Raw genomic sequence first — 16,358 nt, 5'->3', positions numbered from 1 at the left:
GGGCGCGCCGTAGGGGGCCTGTGGTGTGCCGGGTGCGGGCCGAGCAGAGCCGTGCGTGTTGCCGGGTATGCCCGGGCAGGCGGATATTGGATGGACGCATGGCCTCCGCTAGCGCCCGAGGGAGGCGGACATGGCCACACACGCAGTGCACACGAAACCGCGGCGGCGGATGGAGTTCGACAAGCACCTGCCCGTCGACCACCGGCTGAACACGGTCTACCGCATCGGTGCGGGCCTGATCGGCGCGTTCCTCGTCGCATTCGGCATCCTGGGTCTGATCAACCACATCGGTTTCTTCGACACCGGCGGTAACTCGGTCGCCGGGCTGAACACCAACGGAACGCTGAGCGTGCTGTCCATCGTCGTCGGGGCGATCCTGCTCGCCGGCATGGTGATCGGCGGAAACGTGGCGTCCACGCTGAACCTGGTGTTCGGGATGCTGTTCCTGCTGAACGGCTTCCTGAACCTCGCCCTGCTGGACACCCCGAACAACTTCCTGGCGTTCAAGATCCAGAACGTGTTCTTCAGCTTCATCGTGGGCCTGCTGCTGATGACCTTCGGCATGTACGGCCGGGTCGGCTCGACCCTGCCGCACGACAATCCGTACTGGCGGGCCCGCCATCCCGATGCGGGCGGGCAGGAGCATCCCCAGGTCGGCAGCTAATCTGTGCCCATGCCTCGCTATGAGTACCGCTGCCGTACCTGCGGCGACACGTTCGAACTGAGCCGTCCCATGGCCGAGTCCGCCGCCCCCGCGACGTGCCCTGCGGGGCATGACGACACGGTGAAGTTGCTGTCGACGGTGGCGGTGGGCGGTACGAGCGCCCCAGCCCCCGCAGCCGGCGGAGGCTGCTGTGGTGGGGGCTGTTGCGGTTAGTCGCCTACGGGGTGCCACGCAATGCCGTCGCGCGAGTGCGGCACTGTCGTGGCTAGTCGCGCCCACGCGGCGGCAGCCGCATATCTGACACGGCCCCGCGCCCCTGGGTTGGCTGCCGTACCGCCCTCAGAAACTCCCGCACGATTCTCTCCCCCGCCAGCACCCCTCGCTCCGGCAGCGCGCTGACCTCCGGCGCTGCCCAGCCCGTGTCCGCCAGTTCGCCATGCCCCGGGCGCCAGCCGCGGTCGGCGGCGAGGAGGAGGTCGGCGTCCAGGAGGGAGTCCCCGGCGGCCAGGGTCAGCTCCGCGCCGGTGCGACGGGCGAGTTCGTGAACGGCCGCGCTCTTGGTGAGGGGCTTCGGGACGGCGTAGATCTTGCGGCCCTGGAGCGAGACGGTCCAGCCGCGGTTCTCCGCCCACACCGCCAGCTCCTTGACCCAGTCCTCGGGCAGCAGTTCGCGCTCGACGACCAGGTAGGTGAACAGGTCCTCGGCGATGCGGTGCTTGCGCACCCAGACCGGGTCCGCCGAGCGCATCAGATGGTCGTGGACCTCGGCCAGCGGCGCGCACTCGTCGGCGAGACGGGCCAGCACACCGGCATGCCAGTCGGCGTCCGTCACACCGTCGACGAGCAGATGGCCGCCGTTGGCGCAGATCGCGTACTTCGGGGGCGGCCCGGGCAGGTTGATCCTTTGGTACTGCTTGCGCGTGCGGGTCGTCGTCGGCACGAAGACGGCCGTGTCACCGAGGTCGGTCAGCAGCTGGGCCGCCGTCTCCGTCATGTAGGAGAGCGGCTTGCTCTCGTGCACCTCCACGCACAGCAGCCGGGGCGCCCGCGCGTCCGGCATGGTCAGCGCGAGGGCCGCCGAGGAGTAGATCAGCGTACGGTCGAGGTCGCTCGCCACCAGTACCGGCATCAGACACTCACCGCCTTGCCGTCGGCGCCCGTGGCACCGCGCGTGTACTTGGGGTGGATCAAGCCGACGCAGGTGTACGGCAGGTCACCGACCTCCTCGACGGGCACACCCCGCTGCTCGGCGAGCATGCGCACGTGGTCGAGGTCGGCGCCGGCCCCTGCGCGGGCCAGGATCTTCCACGGCACCCGGCGCAGCAGCACCCGGGTGGTCTCGCCGACGCCGGGCTTGACGAGGTTCACGTCGTGGATGCCGTACTCCTCGCTGATCCGCTCGACGGCCCGCCAGCCGGCCCACGTCGGGGCGCGGTCCTCGGCCATCAGCTCCTTGACCGCGGTGTCGACGGTGTCGGCGACCTCCGGGAAGCGGGCGGAGACGGCGTCGAGGAAGGCCACGGAGACGTCGGCGCCGGCGAGTTCGCGGTAGAACTTCGCGCCGTGGAAGTCGTCCGGGCCGACCAGGTCGGCGCGCAGCACCGTACGGGAAATCAGGCCGGAGACGGTCGAGTTGAGGCAGGCGGAGGGTATGAGGAAGTCCTCACGGGTGCCGTAGGTACGTACACAGGAGCCCGGGTCGGCGAGTACGGCGATCTCCGGGTCGAAGCCGGTGACGCCCTCCTTCGCCTCGAACTCCTCGACGGCCTGGGTGAGTTCGCGGGTGATGGCGCCCTTGCCGGTCCAGCCGTCGACGAAGACGACATCGCGGGGGTCGTGGTGGGCGGCGAGCCAGCGCAGCGCGTTCGCGTCGATGCCCCGGCCGCGCACGATCGACACCGCGTAGTGCGGCAGGTCGAGGCCGTACCGGTACTGGGCCCAGCGGCGCATCAGGATGCCGACCGGGGTGCCCGCGCGGGCGAGCGAGACCAGGACGGGACGGGGCGACCGCTCGGCGATGACGGCCTCGGTCACCACACCGACGGCCTGGGCGATCCGGGCGGCGGAGGTGTCGAGGGCCGTGTGGAACAGCTCCTGGTACTGCTCGCTCGGCTGGTACTCCACCGGCAGCGACTCGGCGTAGTGCGCGCCGCCGCTCTGGATGGCCTCCTCCCGTTCCTCGGTCGGCGCCTCCAGCGTGACGTCGGAGAGGTCCTGGAGCAGCCATCCGACCTCCTCCGGCGCGTAACTGGAGAATGCGGGGCCACGGAGGGGCTCGGGCAGCATGGCCGGCCTTTCGGAAGCGTGCGGTACGTACGACGGGACGACCGCGAGCAGGACGTGCGGGGTGTGTGCGGCGAGGCGGGCCAGCAGGCCGTCGGGCGCGTGCAGGGCGGGGGTGTCGGCGACGGAGTCGACCACGGCCACCACGGCGTCGAAGCCGCCGCCCGCGACGTTGTAGGCGTACCTCTCGCCGGGGCCGTCGGCCGGGTCGTCGTGGGCGGGGAAGACCAGGCGGGTACGGATCGCATACCCCGGGTCGTCCAGCGCGAGGACGGGCGAGCGGGTGGTGGTGGAGAACCGCACCTCGGCCGATACGACCTGCTCCAGCTCCCGGGCCAGGCGCAGGGGGGCGTACATCAGCTCTTCGAAGCCGAGGACGAGGACGCGGTAGGCGTCGGCGGGCAGGGCGTCGGCAATTCGGGCGGCCATGGCGGGCAGCGCGGATTCCAGGCGGGCCCGGTGGGCGGGGGTGAAGCCGTGCCGAGCGCCGTCGGGGAGACGGTGAGGCCAGTGGAGTTCTATCCGCCTGGGCTGGTGCACCCCTTCAGGGGCGCGGGACTGTGTCTGATGTGCGGCTACCGCCGCGTGGGCGCGATCAACCACACCGGAGCCGCGCCCGGCGGACTCATAGCGACCGACCAGTTGCTGCCCCTTCTCCAGCACGCCCTCCGGCAACCGTACGATCCCGGACGCGGCGGCGACCAGATCCACCCGCGCCCCGATCTCGTCGGCGAACCGCTCCATCCGCTCGACGTCCTCAGCCGAGCGCATATCGACAAGCGCAACCACCACGTACCGCCCCCGCGGATACCGCTCATGCAGGTCACGGATGGTGTTCAACACGGTGTTACCGGTGGAGAACTCGTCGTCGACCAAGACCAGCGGGCCCTGGCCGGACAGCAGCTCCGGATCCTCGGGCAGCAGGAGGTGAGACGTGGCATGCGAGTGCGACTCCTCGAAGCCGCCCGCACGGGCGACCCCGGCCACCGGGCGACGCGTGGAGTGCAGATACGGCGCCGTACCCAGACCGTCGGCCACCGCGTGCCCCAGCCCGGTCGCGGTCTCCGCATAGCCGAGGACGACGGCGGCACCGGCCTCCGCCTCGCCGAGCAGCGCGGCGACCTGGCGGCCCAGGCGGTAGCCGTGCCCGTACACCACCGTCGGCGACTGCGGCACATGCTTGCCGAGGACGTTCGAGACCAGCAGATGGGCCCGCTTGGGGTTGCGGCGCAGGGCGAGCCCCAGCAGGGCCCGCAGGCCGTCCTCCCCCACGAGTTCGACCCCGAGCCGCTCGGCGACCCAGCTGCCGGACCAGACCCCGTCGTTCACAGCGTTCTTCATGCGTTCCTTGACGTCGTTGAAAGATCGGCCCGGCTCAGCCGGGTATCCCTGCGGCGAGCAGCTCCACGAAGCCGACGTCCTCGTGGGCCACGCCGAAGACCTCGGCGCGCAGCAGGGTCCGCTCGGCCCAGGCGCGGTGCGGCTTCACTTCGTTCATCTTGTTCGTGTAGGCCGACCGGAGTACACCCCCGCCGCCGCGTTCCGGCCGCAGGATGTCCTGGGCGTCGCTGTACTCCTCGTGGCTGACCACGGACAGCGCGTGCACGGGCAGCACGTGGGAGGGGTGGATGCAGGTCTTGCCGAGCAGGCCGTTGGCCTGGTCGAGGGAGATCTCCCGCAGCAGTCCGTCCATGGCGTGCTCGATCAGCCTCTCGCGCAGCTCGACGGCCTGCACCTCCAGGAAGGGGCTCTGCCTGAGCTGCGGCTTGAACATGCGCTCCGAGACCCGGAAGTACTCCCACACGGGCCCGGTCACGGTGAATCCGGTGCCATCGGCCCGGCCCAGCATGTTCACGACGTCCGCGATCACCGAGGCGACGATCTGCACGTCGTAGGCGGTCATGTCGGGGGCGCGGCGCAGGCCGTAGGAGGAGCAGAAGTCGGTCACGCCGAGGCGCAGCGCCAGCACTCGGTCGCGGTACTTGTCGACGGCGCGGGCGATGCCCTCCAGGGTGTCCACGCGGGACTCGCGGTAGAGCAGCTCCGGGGACTCCAGGACGGGCATGGCGAACAGCCGGCGCCCGCTGACCGCCTCGGCGGCCGTGAGGGCCTCCAGGAAGGGGATGCCGCGCTCCTCGGTGAACTTCGGCAGCACGAAGCCGGAGAGCAGCCGCGCGGACGGGCCGAGGCGCCGGACGAGATCGGGGATCTGTCCGGGGGTGCGCACCCGGATGAAGAGCAGCGGCGGCTCGGTCCCGGGGCGAGCGGCCAGGTCGGCGAACTGCTCGACAAGGTTCTCCTCGCCCGCCACGACGTCCGCGTCGTCGATCGAGTCCTCCAGGCACAGCACCATCGAGACCACGCCGTTCCCGGCCTGCTTGACGATGTCGTCGGCGAGCCGCGGCCGGGTGGCCGGGCTGTACAGGGTGGCGCCGAGGGCGGTGGCGAGCAGCCGGGCCGGAGAGTCGGCGGTGAACGCGCACGGCTCCCGGTGGAAGAGGCGCTGCCGCACCTCGGGGGCGATGTGCCCGAAATGACGCATAGGACTCCCTCAGGGTGTGAGCCCGAGTCTCAGTGTTCGGTAAAGGGTGGCCGGTAATAGTACGTAGGGATCCATGTCAGGGGTTCCCGGCGGGCATGAATTTCCGGTAACTCGCCCGTGTCGGCGATGCACTGGGCAACCACCCCCCGCATTGTCGTGGCCAGGACGGAGAAGGCAGGATGACCGCATGACGCACGCGATGCTGAAGGGGTCGAACGTCCCGCTGGAGGCCGACACGGTGCGCGCCGTGCTGCGCTGGGCGCCCGGGCAGGGCGTCCCGGACGTGGACGCGTCGGCGCTGCTGCTGGGCCCCGACGGCCGTGTGCGCTCCGACGAGGACTTCGTCTTCTACAACCAGCCCCGGCACCCCTCCGGAAAGGTGTGGCGGCTGGGCAAGAAGCGCGTCGCCGAGGGGCTGACCGACACGGTCCAGACGGACCTGCCCGGTGTCGAGCCGGACGTCGGCCGGATCCTGCTGGTCGCGTCCGCGGACGGCGTCACCTTCGACCGGGTGCCCGCGCTGTGCATCCTGCTGTACGACGCCGCGGTGGCCGACGCCGAGCCGCTGGCCCGGTTCGAGATCAAGCCGGAGACGGGCGCGGAGACGGCGCTGATCTGCGGTGAGCTGTACCGGCGCGGGGAGGGCTGGAAGTTCCGGGCGCTGGGCGAGGGGTATTCGAACGGGCTGAAGGGGCTCGCCACGGACTTCGGTATCTCGGTGGACGAGGCGGACATGGAGGAGCCGCAGCCTTCTCAGCCGCTTCCGCCCGAGCAGCCGACGTCCGCCGTGCCGCAGCAGCCGCCAGCCTACGGCTATCCGCAGCCGGCGTCGGCTCCGCCGGCGTACGGATACCCCCAGCCGGTGCCGGTGGCTGTGGGGCCGGTGGATCCGAACTTCCGGTTGCCGCCGCAGGGGCCGCAGTTCATCGGGCGGTGAGCGGTCCTACCGCTCAGCGATCCACCTTCGTCTTGTAACCCCTCCCCCACTGCAACCCCCATCCGTACAACCGGTCCAGCTCCCCCTGGAAGCCGTACACGAACTTCACCTCTCGGCGGACGACCAGTTCGCCCTTGATGTTCTCGATCATCACCACGGCGCAGGAGCGGGCCTGGGGATGGCGTTCGTCGAGGCCTATCTCGATGCGGGGGCCGTTGCTGGGGTACAGGGTGACGATGGCGTGGGTGCGGTCGAAGGCCGGGGTCTGGTCGTAGATGTAGACGAAGACCAGGAGGCGCTTGATGGCGTCGCGGTGGTCGAGGTTGACGTACATCGTCTCGCCGGACGCCGAGCCGAACCGGTCGTCGCCGCTGAGCTTGATGTACGGCGGGGCGTTGACGTCGCCGAGGTAGTTGCCCAGCGGCTGGACGACGCCCTTGGTGCCGTCGGTCAGTTCGTACAGGCAGCCCAGGTCGAGGTCGACGTTGACCATGCTCTGGCCGTGGCCGAGGACCTCCGGCGGCTTGAGGGCCTTGAAGGGGTGCCTGAAGAGGCTCGTGCGCTGGTTGCCGTCGAAGTCGGAGGTGCGCATCCGCCAGGTGAGGTTGACGCGCAGGTGGCCGGTGGCCGCGTCCTGCTTGGTGAGGGACACCGTCTGGTGCCGCCTGGTCAGTTCGATGGCGTTCGTCGCGTTGCCCGCGTCGAAGTCGGCGGCGCTGGCGCCCCGCAGCCCGTCGAAGAAACCCATTCCCGCCCCCAGGTGGTCACGTACTCGTCCTCAACGCCGTCGGGGCGGCCGACCGCGTCGGCCGCCCCGATCCAGAGCGTTCCTCGCCGGGCGGGGTGTCACACCCCGTCACGGCCCGGAGCTGTCCCGTAGGGGATCCGGATCACACCCCTGAGGAGACCTCGGCCTTCTCGTCGGTGCCCTCGCCCTCGGCGGCCAGTGCGCGGTTGCGCCGGACGGAGGACCAGAAGGACAAGGCGATCAGGACGACGCCGACCAGGCCGGTGATGACCTCGTTGATCTCGTACTGGATGGTGACCATGAGGATCACGGCCAGGGCGCCGATGGCGTAGTGGGCGCCGTGCTCCAGGAAGACGTAGTCGTCGAGGGTGCCCTGGCGGACCAGGTAGACGGTGAGCGACCGGACGTACATCGCGCCGATGCCGAGGCCGAGGGCCATCATCACGATGTCGTTGGTGATGGCGAAGGCGCCGATCACGCCGTCGAAGGAGAAGGACGCGTCCAGGACCTCCAGGTAGAGGAACATGAAGAACGCGGCCTGGCCGGCCAGCAGCACCGCCGACTTCTTCTTGCCGGTGCGGGCGGCCTCTTCCTCCTCCTCGTGCTCGCGCTCCTCCTCTTCCTCCAGCCGGTCCTCGAAGTAGCCGGACAGACCGCCGACGATCATGTACGTGATCAGGCCGGCGATGCCGGCGATCAGGACCGTCTGGGCCTTGTCGACATGGGCGCCGCCGTGCTGGTGGGCGTGGGTGGCGAAGGTGAAGGAGGTGATCAGCAGGACGATCAGGGCGATGCAGACCGCCAGCATGTCGACCTTGCCGAGCTTGGCGAGCGGCCGCTCGATCCAGCGCAGCCACTGGATGTCCCGGTCCTCGAAGATGAAGTCCAGGAAGATCATCAGCAGGAACATCCCGCCGAACGCGGCGATCGCCGGGTGGGCGTCGGTGACCAGCTGCTGGTAGCGGTCCTTGTCGGCGAAGGCCAGGTGGACCGCGTCGACGGGGTTGAGCTTGGCGGTGAGGGCGACGATCACGACGGGGAAGACCAGCCGCATGCCGAACACCGCGATGAGAACGCCGACCGTGAGGAAGATCTTCTGCCAGAAGGCGTTCATCTTCTTCAGGATGCCGGCGTTGACCACCGCGTTGTCGAACGACAGCGAGATCTCGAGGACGGCCAGGATCGCGACGACACCGAAGGCCTCCCACCCCCCGTAGAAGACCGCGGCGACGAGGCCGAGCGCGGTGACCGCGAACGACCAGCCGAAGGTTTTCAGAAGCACTGGCTACCCAATCGTGTCTGGGGGTCCCTCCCAGACGAAGTCTGGGGGAGAGGCTCCCCCGCGCCGTACTCGGCTTTGCTAAACGTTGACCCCGAGTCTAGAGGTGCACCCTACCGGCGGTACCGCCCAGGGCAACCCTCACCGAAAAGCCACAGCACAGGCTCCTGGGAGCGTGCTCGGCTACGAGACGTTCACCCCGAAGTCCAGGGCGATGCCGCGCAGGCCCGAGGCATACCCCTGCCCGACGGCGCGGAACTTCCATTCGCCCTGGTAGCGGTACAGCTCGCCGAAGATCATGGCGGTCTCGGTGGAGGCGTCCTCGCTGAGGTCGTAGCGGGCCAGTTCCTGGCCGTCGGCCTGGTTCACGACCCGGATGAAGGCGTTGGAGACCTGGCCGAAGGTCTGGCCGCGCTCGTCCGCCATGTGGATGGAGACAGGGAAGGCGATCTTCTCGCAGTGCGCCGGCACCTTGGCCAGGTCCACCAGGATCGACTCGTCGTCGCCCTCGCCCTCACCGGTGAGGTTGTCACCGGTGTGCTCCACCGAGCCGTCCGGGCTCTTGAGCTGGTTGTAGAACACGAACCACTCGTCGCCCAGGACGCGGTTGCCGGCGCCGCACAGCAGCGCGCTGGCGTCCAGGTCGAAGGGGGCGCCGGTGGTGGAACGCGCGTCCCAGCCGAGCCCGATCATGACGTTGGTGAGGTTCGGTGCGGCTTTGGAGAGGGAGACGTTGCCTCCCTTGGCGAGCGTGACGCCCATGATGGTGGTCCTCCCCTAGTGGTGCTTCCCTGGTTGTCCTGCACCGTCCGGCGCCGACCGTAAACGGTGCGGCGCCGGACGGTGCAGGTGTCGTAACCCTGCCGGGATCAGACGTTGACGCCGAAGTCCTGCGCGATGCCGCGCAGGCCCGAGGCGTAGCCCTGGCCGATGGCGCGGAACTTCCACTCCGCGCCGTGCCGGTACAGCTCGCCGAAGACCATGGCGGTCTCGGTGGAGGCGTCCTCGCTCAGGTCGTAGCGGGCGATCTCCTGCTCGCCCGCCTGGTTCACGACGCGGATGAAGGCGTTGCGGACCTGGCCGAAGGACTGCTGGCGGTTCTCGGCGTCGTAGATCGACACCGGGAAGACGATCTTCTCGATGTCGGCCGGGACGCCGGCCAGGTTGATCTTGATCTGTTCGTCGTCGCCCTCGCCCTCACCGGTGATGTTGTCACCGGTGTGCTCGACCGAGCCGTCGGGGCTCTTGAGGTTGTTGAAGAAGACGAAGTGCTGGTCGCTGGCGACCTTGCCGGTGTTGTTCAGCAGCAGTGCGCTCGCGTCGAGGTCGAAGTCGGAGCCGGTCGTGGTGCGCACGTCCCACCCCAGACCGACGATGACGGCGGTCAGGCCCGGGGCCTCCTTCGTCAGCGATACGTTGCCGCCCTTGCTGAGGCTGACTCCCACGGGTCCTCCATGTGGTCTCCAGGGGCGGGGAGCCCCGTCGTGCTTCGGATATGGGATCAACGAGCCGATCCTAGTGACGGGTTCCCGCCCCCCGCAGACCCTGGACCCGGAGAATCACAGGTGTCGGCCACGGTCGGCCTACAGCGGCCTACAGGGTGTCGAGCGCCTTCACGTAGTCGTTCAGGTCGCGCGCGTCGGGCAGGCCGTTGACCACGGTCCACCGCACGACGCCCTCCTTGTCGATGATGAAGGTGCCCCGGACGGCGCATCCCTTGTCCTCGTCGAAGACGCCGTACGCGCGCGAGACGTTGCCGTGCGGCCAGAAGTCGCTGAGCAGCGGGTACTCCAGGCCCTCCTGCTCGGCGAAGACGCGCAGGGTGTGGATGGAGTCGTTGGAGACGGCGAGCAGCTGGGTGTCGCGGCCTTCGAACTTCGGCAGGTTGTCGCGCAGCTCGCACAGCTCGCCGGTGCAGACGCCGGTGAAGGCGAAGGGGTAGAAGAGCAGGACCACGTTCTTCTCGCCGCGGAGGTCCGACAGCTTCACGGTCCGGCCGTGGTTGTCCTTGAGCTCGAAGTCGGGCGCCTTGTCGCCGACCTGGATCGCCATCGTCGTGCATCCCTTCGGTGGGCCGTTCGGGTGAGCGCACAGCACACCCTCGGGTCCACCCTACGCAGCGATCACCGCGGCACCACGGACGGGCTGGGCCGAGAACCAGCCCGTCCGGTGCTCGTGGACGAGGCGTTTACTTCTTGCCGGACTTCGCCGCCTTGGGCGTCGCCAGACGCGAGCCGCTCCAGTCCTTGCCGACGCTGACGCTCTTGGACGCCGTCAGGCCGGCGGTCGTCGCGGCTTCCGAGATGTCGCTCGGCTCCACGTACCCCGTACGGCCGGTCTTCGGCGTCAGGAGCAGGATCGCGCCACCCTCTTCGATGTACGTGGTGGCATCCACCAGCGCATCCGTCAGGTCGCCGTCGTCGTCACGGAACCACAGCACAACGGCGTCGGCCACGTCGTCGTAGTCCTCGTCCATGAGGTCGCCTTCGATGGTTTCCTCGATGGCCTCACGGAGCTCCTGATCGACGTCGTCGTCGTAGCCGATCTCCTGGACCACCTGCCCGGGCTGGAACCCCAGCCTGGCGGCAGGGTTCGTCCGCTCCTCCGCGTGGTCCGCGGTCGCGCTCACGGGTTGCCTCCTGATCATGTCTTGATGAGTATCTCAGCCACGCGCGTGCGCGAAGCATTGGCCGTAGTCCACACGGGCGGGACCGATCGCGCAAGTACCCGGCCGTCCGGACCGCCGAAACGGTGACGATCCCGGCCGTGTCGTCGCAACTCCTGGCACCGTACCCCGATTCCGCGCGACCCACATCACACCGATGTGCCCGCTTTGCACCGTTCGGAATCCTCGCGGAATCATCCAGCCGTACGCCTCTCGAACACCTTTGCCAAGCACGTCACACCCCGGGCGTATCGTTGCGTTTTGACCGGTGCGGACACGATGCGTGCCGAGGAGATGACGTACGCCGTCCCGAGGTACACGATGGGGAACGGTGTAGGCAGGTGCAAAAAATCGGCCCTCTGACAGGTAAGGAACAGCGTGGCTTCCGGATCCGATCGCAATCCGATCATCATTGGCGGCCTTCCGAGTCAGGTTCCTGACTTCGATCCCGAAGAGACCCAGGAGTGGCTCGACTCCCTCGACGCCGCCGTGGACGAGCGCGGCCGGGAGAGGGCCCGCTATCTCATGCTCCGGCTGATCGAGCGGGCCCGCGAGCGGCGCGTGGCCGTGCCCGAGATGCGCAGCACGGACTACGTCAACACGATCCCCACCAAGAGCGAGCCGTTCTTCCCGGGCAACGAGGAGATCGAGCGCAAGATCCTCAACGCCACCCGCTGGAACGCGGCCGTGATGGTCTCGCGCGCCCAGCGCCCCGGCATCGGCGTCGGCGGCCACATCGCGACCTTCGCCTCCTCGGCCTCGCTGTACGACGTCGGCTTCAACCACTTCTTCCGCGGCAAGGACCAGGGCGACGGCGGCGACCAGGTCTTCTTCCAGGGCCACGCCTCCCCGGGCATCTACGCCCGCGCGTACCTGCTCGACCGGCTCACCGCGGACCAGCTCGACGGCTTCCGCCAGGAGAAGTCGAAGTACCCCGACGGCCTGTCCAGCTACCCGCACCCGCGCTCGATGCCGGACTTCTGGGAGTTCCCGACGGTCTCCATGGGCCTCGGCCCGCTCGGCGCGATCTACCAGGCGCGGATGAACCGCTACATGGAGGCGCGCGGCATCGCCGACACCTCCAGGTCGCACGTGTGGGCGTTCCTCGGTGACGGCGAGATGGACGAGCCGGAGTCGCTCGGCCAGCTGTCCATCGCGGCCCGGGAGGGCCTGGACAACCTGACCTTCGTCGTCAACTGCAACCTGCAGCGGCTCGACGGCCCGGTGCGCGGCAACGGCAAGATCATCCAGGAGCTGGAGTCGATCTTCCGCGGCGCCGGCTGGAACGTGATCAAGCTGATCTGGGACCGCACCTGGGACCCGCTGCTCGCGCAGGACCGGGACGGCATCCTCGTCAACAAGATGAACACGACCCCGGACGGCCAGTTCCAGACGTACGCCACGGAGTCCGGCGCGTACATCCGCGAGCACTTCTTCGGCGACGACCACCGGCTGCGCGCGATGGTCGAGAACATGACCGACGACCAGATCCTGCACCTGGGCCGCGGCGGTCACGACCACCGCAAGATCTACGCCGCCTTCAAGGCGGCCACGGAGCACAAGGGTCAGCCGACGGTCATCCTGGCCAAGACGATCAAGGGCTGGACGCTGGGCCCCAACTTCGAGGGCCGCAACGCCACGCACCAGATGAAGAAGCTGACGGTCGACGACCTCAAGCGCTTCCGGGACCGGCTGCACCTGCCGATCTCCGACAGGGAGCTGGAGTCCGGCGCGCCGCCGTACTACCACCCGGGGCGGAACACCGACGAGATCCAGTACATGCACGACATGCGCAAGCAGTGCGGCGGGTACGTCCCGACGCGCGTCGTGCGCTCCCAGCCGCTCGCGCTACCGGACGACAAGGCGTACGCGACCGTGAAGAAGGGCACGGGCCAGCAGTCCATCGCCACGACCATGGCCTTCGTCCGGCTCCTCAAGGACCTCATGCGGGACAAGGAGATCGGCAAGCGGTTCGTGCTGATCGCGCCGGACGAGTACCGCACGTTCGGCATGGACTCCTTCTTCCCGAGCGCGAAGATCTACAACCCGCTCGGCCAGCAGTACGAGTCGGTGGACCGGGAGCTGCTCCTGGCCTACAAGGAGTCGCCGACCGGCCAGATGCTGCACGACGGCATCTCCGAGGCGGGCTGCACGGCCTCCCTGATCGCGGCGGGCTCGGCCTACGCCACGCACGGCGAGCCGCTGATCCCGGTCTACGTCTTCTACTCGATGTTCGGTTTCCAGCGCACGGGCGACCAGTTCTGGCAGATGGCCGACCAGCTGGCGCGCGGATTCGTACTGGGCGCGACCGCCGGCCGTACGACCCTGACCGGTGAGGGCCTGCAGCATGCGGACGGCCACTCGCAGCTGCTCGCCTCGACCAACCCGGCGTGCGTGGCCTACGACCCGGCGTACGCCTACGAGATCGCGCACATCGTCCAGGACGGCCTGCGCCGCATGTACGGCGGCGACGCCGAGCACCCGCACGGCGAGGACGTCTTCTACTACCTGACCGTCTACAACGAGCCCATCCAGCACCCGGCCGAGCCGGCGAACGTGGACGTCGAGGGCATCCTCAAGGGCGTCCACAAGCTCAGCGAGGGCACGAACGGCTCGGTCCCGGCGCAGATCATGGCGTCCGGCGTCGCGGTTCCGTGGGCGCTGGAGGCGCAGCGGATGCTGGCCGCGGACTGGAACGTGCGCGCCGACGTCTGGTCGGCCACCTCCTGGAACGAGCTGCGCCGCGAGGCCGTGGCCTGCGAGGAGCACAACCTGCTGCATCCGGAGGAGGAGCAGCGGGTGCCGTATGTGACGCGCAAGCTCAGCGGCGCGGAGGGCCCGTTCGTGGCCGTGTCCGACTGGATGCGATCGGTTCCGGACCAGATCGCGCGGTGGGTGCCGGGCACGTACCAGTCGCTGGGCGCGGACGGCTTCGGCTTCGCCGACACCCGGGGTGCGGCGCGGCGCTTCTTCCACATCGACGCCCAGTCGATCGTCGTCGCGGTGCTCACCGAACTGGCCCGCGAGGGCAAGGTGGACCGGTCGGTGCTGAAGCAGGCCATCGACCGCTACCAGCTGCTGGACGTGTCGGCGGCGCATCCGGGGGCGGCGGGCGGCGACGCGTAGCCGCGGCGCTCCGCTTTGGCCGGGGCAACCGGGGAGGGCCTGCAGGTTCGACGCCGGGTGCGGGCGTGTGGGGGCTGGTCGCGCAGTTCCCCGCGCCCCTTCGGGCGCGGGTGCGCCTCGAACGGGAACATCCGGACGCTGGGTGACGCGGTGTGGCCGTCATTCACGCCGATGACGACTGCGGGGAGCGCCCCGTAAGGGGCGCGGGGAACTGCGCGACCAGCCACAGCGGACCCGCACCCGGCAACGGCGAGGAATCCCACCCCAGTTGCCGCACGGCCAGAGCGCCGCAGGCAAAGGCGCGCGCAGCCCCCTCCGCAGCGCGCGCCACAGCCCGGCCGTCCTCCCGTGCCCTGCGGAGGACCTGACCCACTGTGACCTGCGGCGCGCGCCCGGTGCGAGCGATCTTTAGCGGAGTCACCCTGATAGGGGAACTCCGAGCGGAAGAGGCCTGGCAGGGGCCCGGGCGGCGGTCCTCAGATGTGGCCCACGCCCGCGCCCGCCTCCGTGTTCGCGCCCCGCTTGGTGAGCAGCGCGACGAGGACGGCGACCGCCGCCACGCCCGCCGCGACCAGGGAGGCGAGGCTCATGCCGGAGATGAAGGTGTGGTGCGCGACCTCGGTGATCTTCGCGGCGATCTGGTCCGGGACCCCCTTCGGCACCGGGGCGACGCCGACCTGGACCGCCTCCGAGGCCTTGTCCAGCTGACCCGGGGTCAGCTGCTGCAGCCCGGCACCGGTCCAGTTGCCCGGCAGGTCGCTGTCGACCTTGGAGGCCATCACGGCGCCCAGCACGGCCGTACCGAGGCTGCCACCGATCTGCATGGCCGCCTGCTGGAGGCCGCCCGCCACACCGGAGAGCTCCATCGGGGCGTTGCCGACGATGACCTCTGTCGCGCCGACCATGACCGGCGCGAGGCCGAGGCCGAGAAGCGCGAACCAGACCGACATCACGCCGCTGCCGGTGTCGGCCTCGAGCGTCGACATGCCGTACATGGCGATCGCGGTCGCGGCCATGCCGCCGGCCAGCGGGATGCGCGGGCCGAGCTTGGTGATCGCGGCACCGGCGAGCGGCGAGCCGACGATCATCATGCCGGTGAGCGGCAGCAGGTGCAGGCCGGCGTCGATGGGGCTCATGCCGTGGACGTTCTGGAGGTAGAACGTCACGAAGAACAGTCCGCCCATGAACGCGATGGCCATGAGGACCATCAGGACCACGCCCGCCGACAGCGGGACCGAGCGGAAGAGGCCCAGGGGGATCAGGGGCTCGGCGACCCGCGTCTCCCAGAAGGAGAACAGGGCGAAGAGCACCACCGACGCGGCGATGAAGATCCACGTCTTGCTGTCGCCCCAGCCCCAGGTCGGGGCCTTGATCAGCGCCCAGACCAGGCAGAACATCGCGCCGGAGAGCAGGGCGATGCCGAGGATGTCGAAGGAGCGCGGCGCGTTCTCGGCGCGGTGGTCGCGCAGGATCAGCACGCCCAGCACCAGGGCGAGCGCTCCGACCGGGACGTTGATGAAGAACACCGACTGCCAGTTGACGTGCTCGACGAGGACGCCGCCGAGGATCGGGCCGCCCGCGGTGGACGCGCCGATCACCATGCCCCAGATGCCGATGGCCATGTTGAGCTTCTCGGCCGGGAAGGTGGCCCGCAGCAGGCCGAGCGCGGCCGGCATCAGCAGCGCGCCGAACAGGCCCTGGAAGACACGGAAGGTGACGACCGCGGCGATGCTGTGGGACAGGCCGATGGCGCCGGAGGCGGCGGCGAAGCCGGTCACGCCGATGAGGAAGGTCTGCCGGTGGCCGAAGCGGTCACCGAGCTTGCCCGCGGTGATCAGGGAGACCGCGAGGGCGAGGAAGTATCCGTTGGTGATCCACTGCACCTGGGCGAAGGTGGCCCCCAGGTCCTTCTGGATCGCCGGGTTGGCGATCGCCACGATGGTGCCGTCCAGGGCCACCATCATGACGCCCACGGCGACGGTGATCAGGGTGAGCCAGGGGTGGCCGCGCAGCCCCGCGGCCGGAGGCGACTCGAGCGGGGCTTCCGGTGCCGCGTCCCCCGGCCCCGTCGCGTCGATGGTGGTCTGACTAGTCATACCGTCGAGGCTAGTGAC

The 16,358-nt window shown here is 69.4% G+C and carries 14 protein-coding genes; 4 read left to right on the top strand and 10 right to left on the bottom strand.

Features of this window, described 5'->3' with window-relative positions; all coding sequences use genetic code 11:
- The first annotated feature begins 130 nt into the window (after positions 1 to 130).
- Together SRB17_RS03850 and SRB17_RS03845 are read left to right on the top strand one after the other, a co-directional pair.
- On the top strand, positions 131 to 664 hold the full coding sequence (locus SRB17_RS03850) for a DUF4383 domain-containing protein (protein WP_153534551.1): 534 nt from the start codon (positions 131 to 133) through the stop codon (positions 662 to 664).
- A 9-nt stretch (positions 665 to 673) separates the two neighbouring features.
- Positions 674 to 877, top strand: a complete 204-nt coding sequence (locus tag SRB17_RS03845) for an FmdB family zinc ribbon protein (RefSeq protein WP_153534549.1) — start codon at positions 674 to 676, stop codon at positions 875 to 877.
- Positions 878 to 929: 52 nt separating this feature from the next.
- Here SRB17_RS03845 and SRB17_RS03840 read toward each other — a convergent pair whose 3' ends face one another.
- From SRB17_RS03840 to SRB17_RS03830, 3 genes are read right to left on the bottom strand one after another with little or no spacing between them, the layout of a single operon-like run.
- Positions 930 to 1,793: an HAD family hydrolase gene (locus SRB17_RS03840; protein ID WP_153534547.1), complete on the bottom strand. Its 864-nt coding sequence runs from the start codon at positions 1,791 to 1,793 to the stop codon at positions 930 to 932.
- Positions 1,793 to 4,288, bottom strand: coding sequence for a phosphoribosyltransferase (locus SRB17_RS03835; protein ID WP_153534545.1), 2,496 nt, complete (start codon positions 4,286 to 4,288; stop codon positions 1,793 to 1,795). The genes SRB17_RS03840 and SRB17_RS03835 overlap by 1 nt, the downstream gene beginning before the upstream one ends.
- Positions 4,289 to 4,322: 34 nt before the next feature.
- On the bottom strand, positions 4,323 to 5,489 hold the full coding sequence (locus tag SRB17_RS03830; RefSeq protein WP_153534543.1) for an HpcH/HpaI aldolase/citrate lyase family protein: 1,167 nt from the start codon (positions 5,487 to 5,489) through the stop codon (positions 4,323 to 4,325).
- 187 nt (positions 5,490 to 5,676) lie between these two features.
- On the opposite strand from SRB17_RS03830, the gene SRB17_RS03825 reads away from it, so the two are divergent.
- Positions 5,677 to 6,426 (top strand): TerD family protein, encoded by a 750-nt coding sequence (locus SRB17_RS03825; protein ID WP_153534541.1) that lies wholly within the window; start codon positions 5,677 to 5,679, stop codon positions 6,424 to 6,426.
- Between the two features lie 13 nt (positions 6,427 to 6,439).
- On the opposite strand, the gene SRB17_RS03820 is transcribed toward SRB17_RS03825, so the two are convergent.
- The 6 genes from SRB17_RS03820 to SRB17_RS03795 form a co-directional block, all read right to left on the bottom strand.
- Positions 6,440 to 7,174 carry a TerD family protein gene (locus SRB17_RS03820; protein ID WP_153534539.1) on the bottom strand — a complete coding sequence of 245 codons (735 nt, stop codon included), beginning with the start codon at positions 7,172 to 7,174 and terminating at the stop codon, positions 6,440 to 6,442.
- Positions 7,175 to 7,316: 142 nt separating this feature from the next.
- Positions 7,317 to 8,456 carry a DUF475 domain-containing protein gene (locus tag SRB17_RS03815; protein WP_323374929.1) on the bottom strand — a complete coding sequence of 380 codons (1,140 nt, stop codon included), beginning with the start codon at positions 8,454 to 8,456 and terminating at the stop codon, positions 7,317 to 7,319.
- 180 nt (positions 8,457 to 8,636) lie between these two features.
- Entirely contained in the window at positions 8,637 to 9,215 is a 579-nt protein-coding gene (locus SRB17_RS03810; protein ID WP_153534537.1) for a TerD family protein, read from the bottom strand.
- 107 nt (positions 9,216 to 9,322) lie between these two features.
- Positions 9,323 to 9,898 (bottom strand): calcium homeostasis/redox stress adaptation protein, encoded by a 576-nt coding sequence (locus SRB17_RS03805; protein WP_228620121.1) that lies wholly within the window; start codon positions 9,896 to 9,898, stop codon positions 9,323 to 9,325.
- 148 nt (positions 9,899 to 10,046) lie between these two features.
- On the bottom strand, positions 10,047 to 10,505 hold the full coding sequence (locus tag SRB17_RS03800; protein WP_153534533.1) for a peroxiredoxin: 459 nt from the start codon (positions 10,503 to 10,505) through the stop codon (positions 10,047 to 10,049).
- 136 nt (positions 10,506 to 10,641) lie between these two features.
- Complete coding sequence (locus SRB17_RS03795; RefSeq protein WP_323374928.1) at positions 10,642 to 11,082, bottom strand: DUF3052 domain-containing protein; 441 nt, start codon at positions 11,080 to 11,082, stop codon at positions 10,642 to 10,644.
- Between the two features lie 414 nt (positions 11,083 to 11,496).
- Between SRB17_RS03795 and aceE the strand changes: the two genes are divergently transcribed.
- A complete protein-coding gene (gene aceE, locus SRB17_RS03790; RefSeq protein WP_323374927.1) occupies positions 11,497 to 14,244 on the top strand; it encodes a pyruvate dehydrogenase (acetyl-transferring), homodimeric type in 2,748 nt (915 codons plus the stop codon).
- 476 nt (positions 14,245 to 14,720) lie between these two features.
- On the opposite strand, the gene SRB17_RS03785 is transcribed toward aceE, so the two are convergent.
- Positions 14,721 to 16,340, bottom strand: a complete 1,620-nt coding sequence (locus SRB17_RS03785) for an MFS transporter (protein WP_153534529.1) — start codon at positions 16,338 to 16,340, stop codon at positions 14,721 to 14,723.
- Positions 16,341 to 16,358 lie beyond the last annotated feature (18 nt).

The organism is Streptomyces sp. RB17 (assembly GCF_009604455.1).
GTDB lineage: Bacteria > Actinomycetota > Actinomycetes > Streptomycetales > Streptomycetaceae > Streptomyces.
Note: the sequence above shows the minus strand (reverse complement) of the source record. Positions and strands in the feature narration are given on the sequence as shown.

Excerpts from the sequence above, each read along its gene's own strand:
- SRB17_RS03850 (WP_153534551.1), top strand. The coding sequence starts at position 131 with ATGGCCACACACGCAGTGCACACGAAACCGCGGCGGCGGATGGAGTTC.
- SRB17_RS03845 (WP_153534549.1), top strand. The coding sequence starts at position 674 with ATGCCTCGCTATGAGTACCGCTGCCGTACCTGCGGCGACACGTTCGAA.
- SRB17_RS03840 (WP_153534547.1), bottom strand. The coding sequence starts at position 1,793 with ATGCCGGTACTGGTGGCGAGCGACCTCGACCGTACGCTGATCTACTCC.
- SRB17_RS03835 (WP_153534545.1), bottom strand. The coding sequence starts at position 4,288 with ATGAAGAACGCTGTGAACGACGGGGTCTGGTCCGGCAGCTGGGTCGCC.
- SRB17_RS03830 (WP_153534543.1), bottom strand. The coding sequence starts at position 5,489 with ATGCGTCATTTCGGGCACATCGCCCCCGAGGTGCGGCAGCGCCTCTTC.
- SRB17_RS03825 (WP_153534541.1), top strand. The coding sequence starts at position 5,677 with ATGACGCACGCGATGCTGAAGGGGTCGAACGTCCCGCTGGAGGCCGAC.
- SRB17_RS03820 (WP_153534539.1), bottom strand. The coding sequence starts at position 7,174 with ATGGGTTTCTTCGACGGGCTGCGGGGCGCCAGCGCCGCCGACTTCGAC.
- SRB17_RS03810 (WP_153534537.1), bottom strand. The coding sequence starts at position 9,215 with ATGGGCGTCACGCTCGCCAAGGGAGGCAACGTCTCCCTCTCCAAAGCC.
- SRB17_RS03800 (WP_153534533.1), bottom strand. The coding sequence starts at position 10,505 with ATGGCGATCCAGGTCGGCGACAAGGCGCCCGACTTCGAGCTCAAGGAC.
- SRB17_RS03785 (WP_153534529.1), bottom strand. The coding sequence starts at position 16,340 with ATGACTAGTCAGACCACCATCGACGCGACGGGGCCGGGGGACGCGGCA.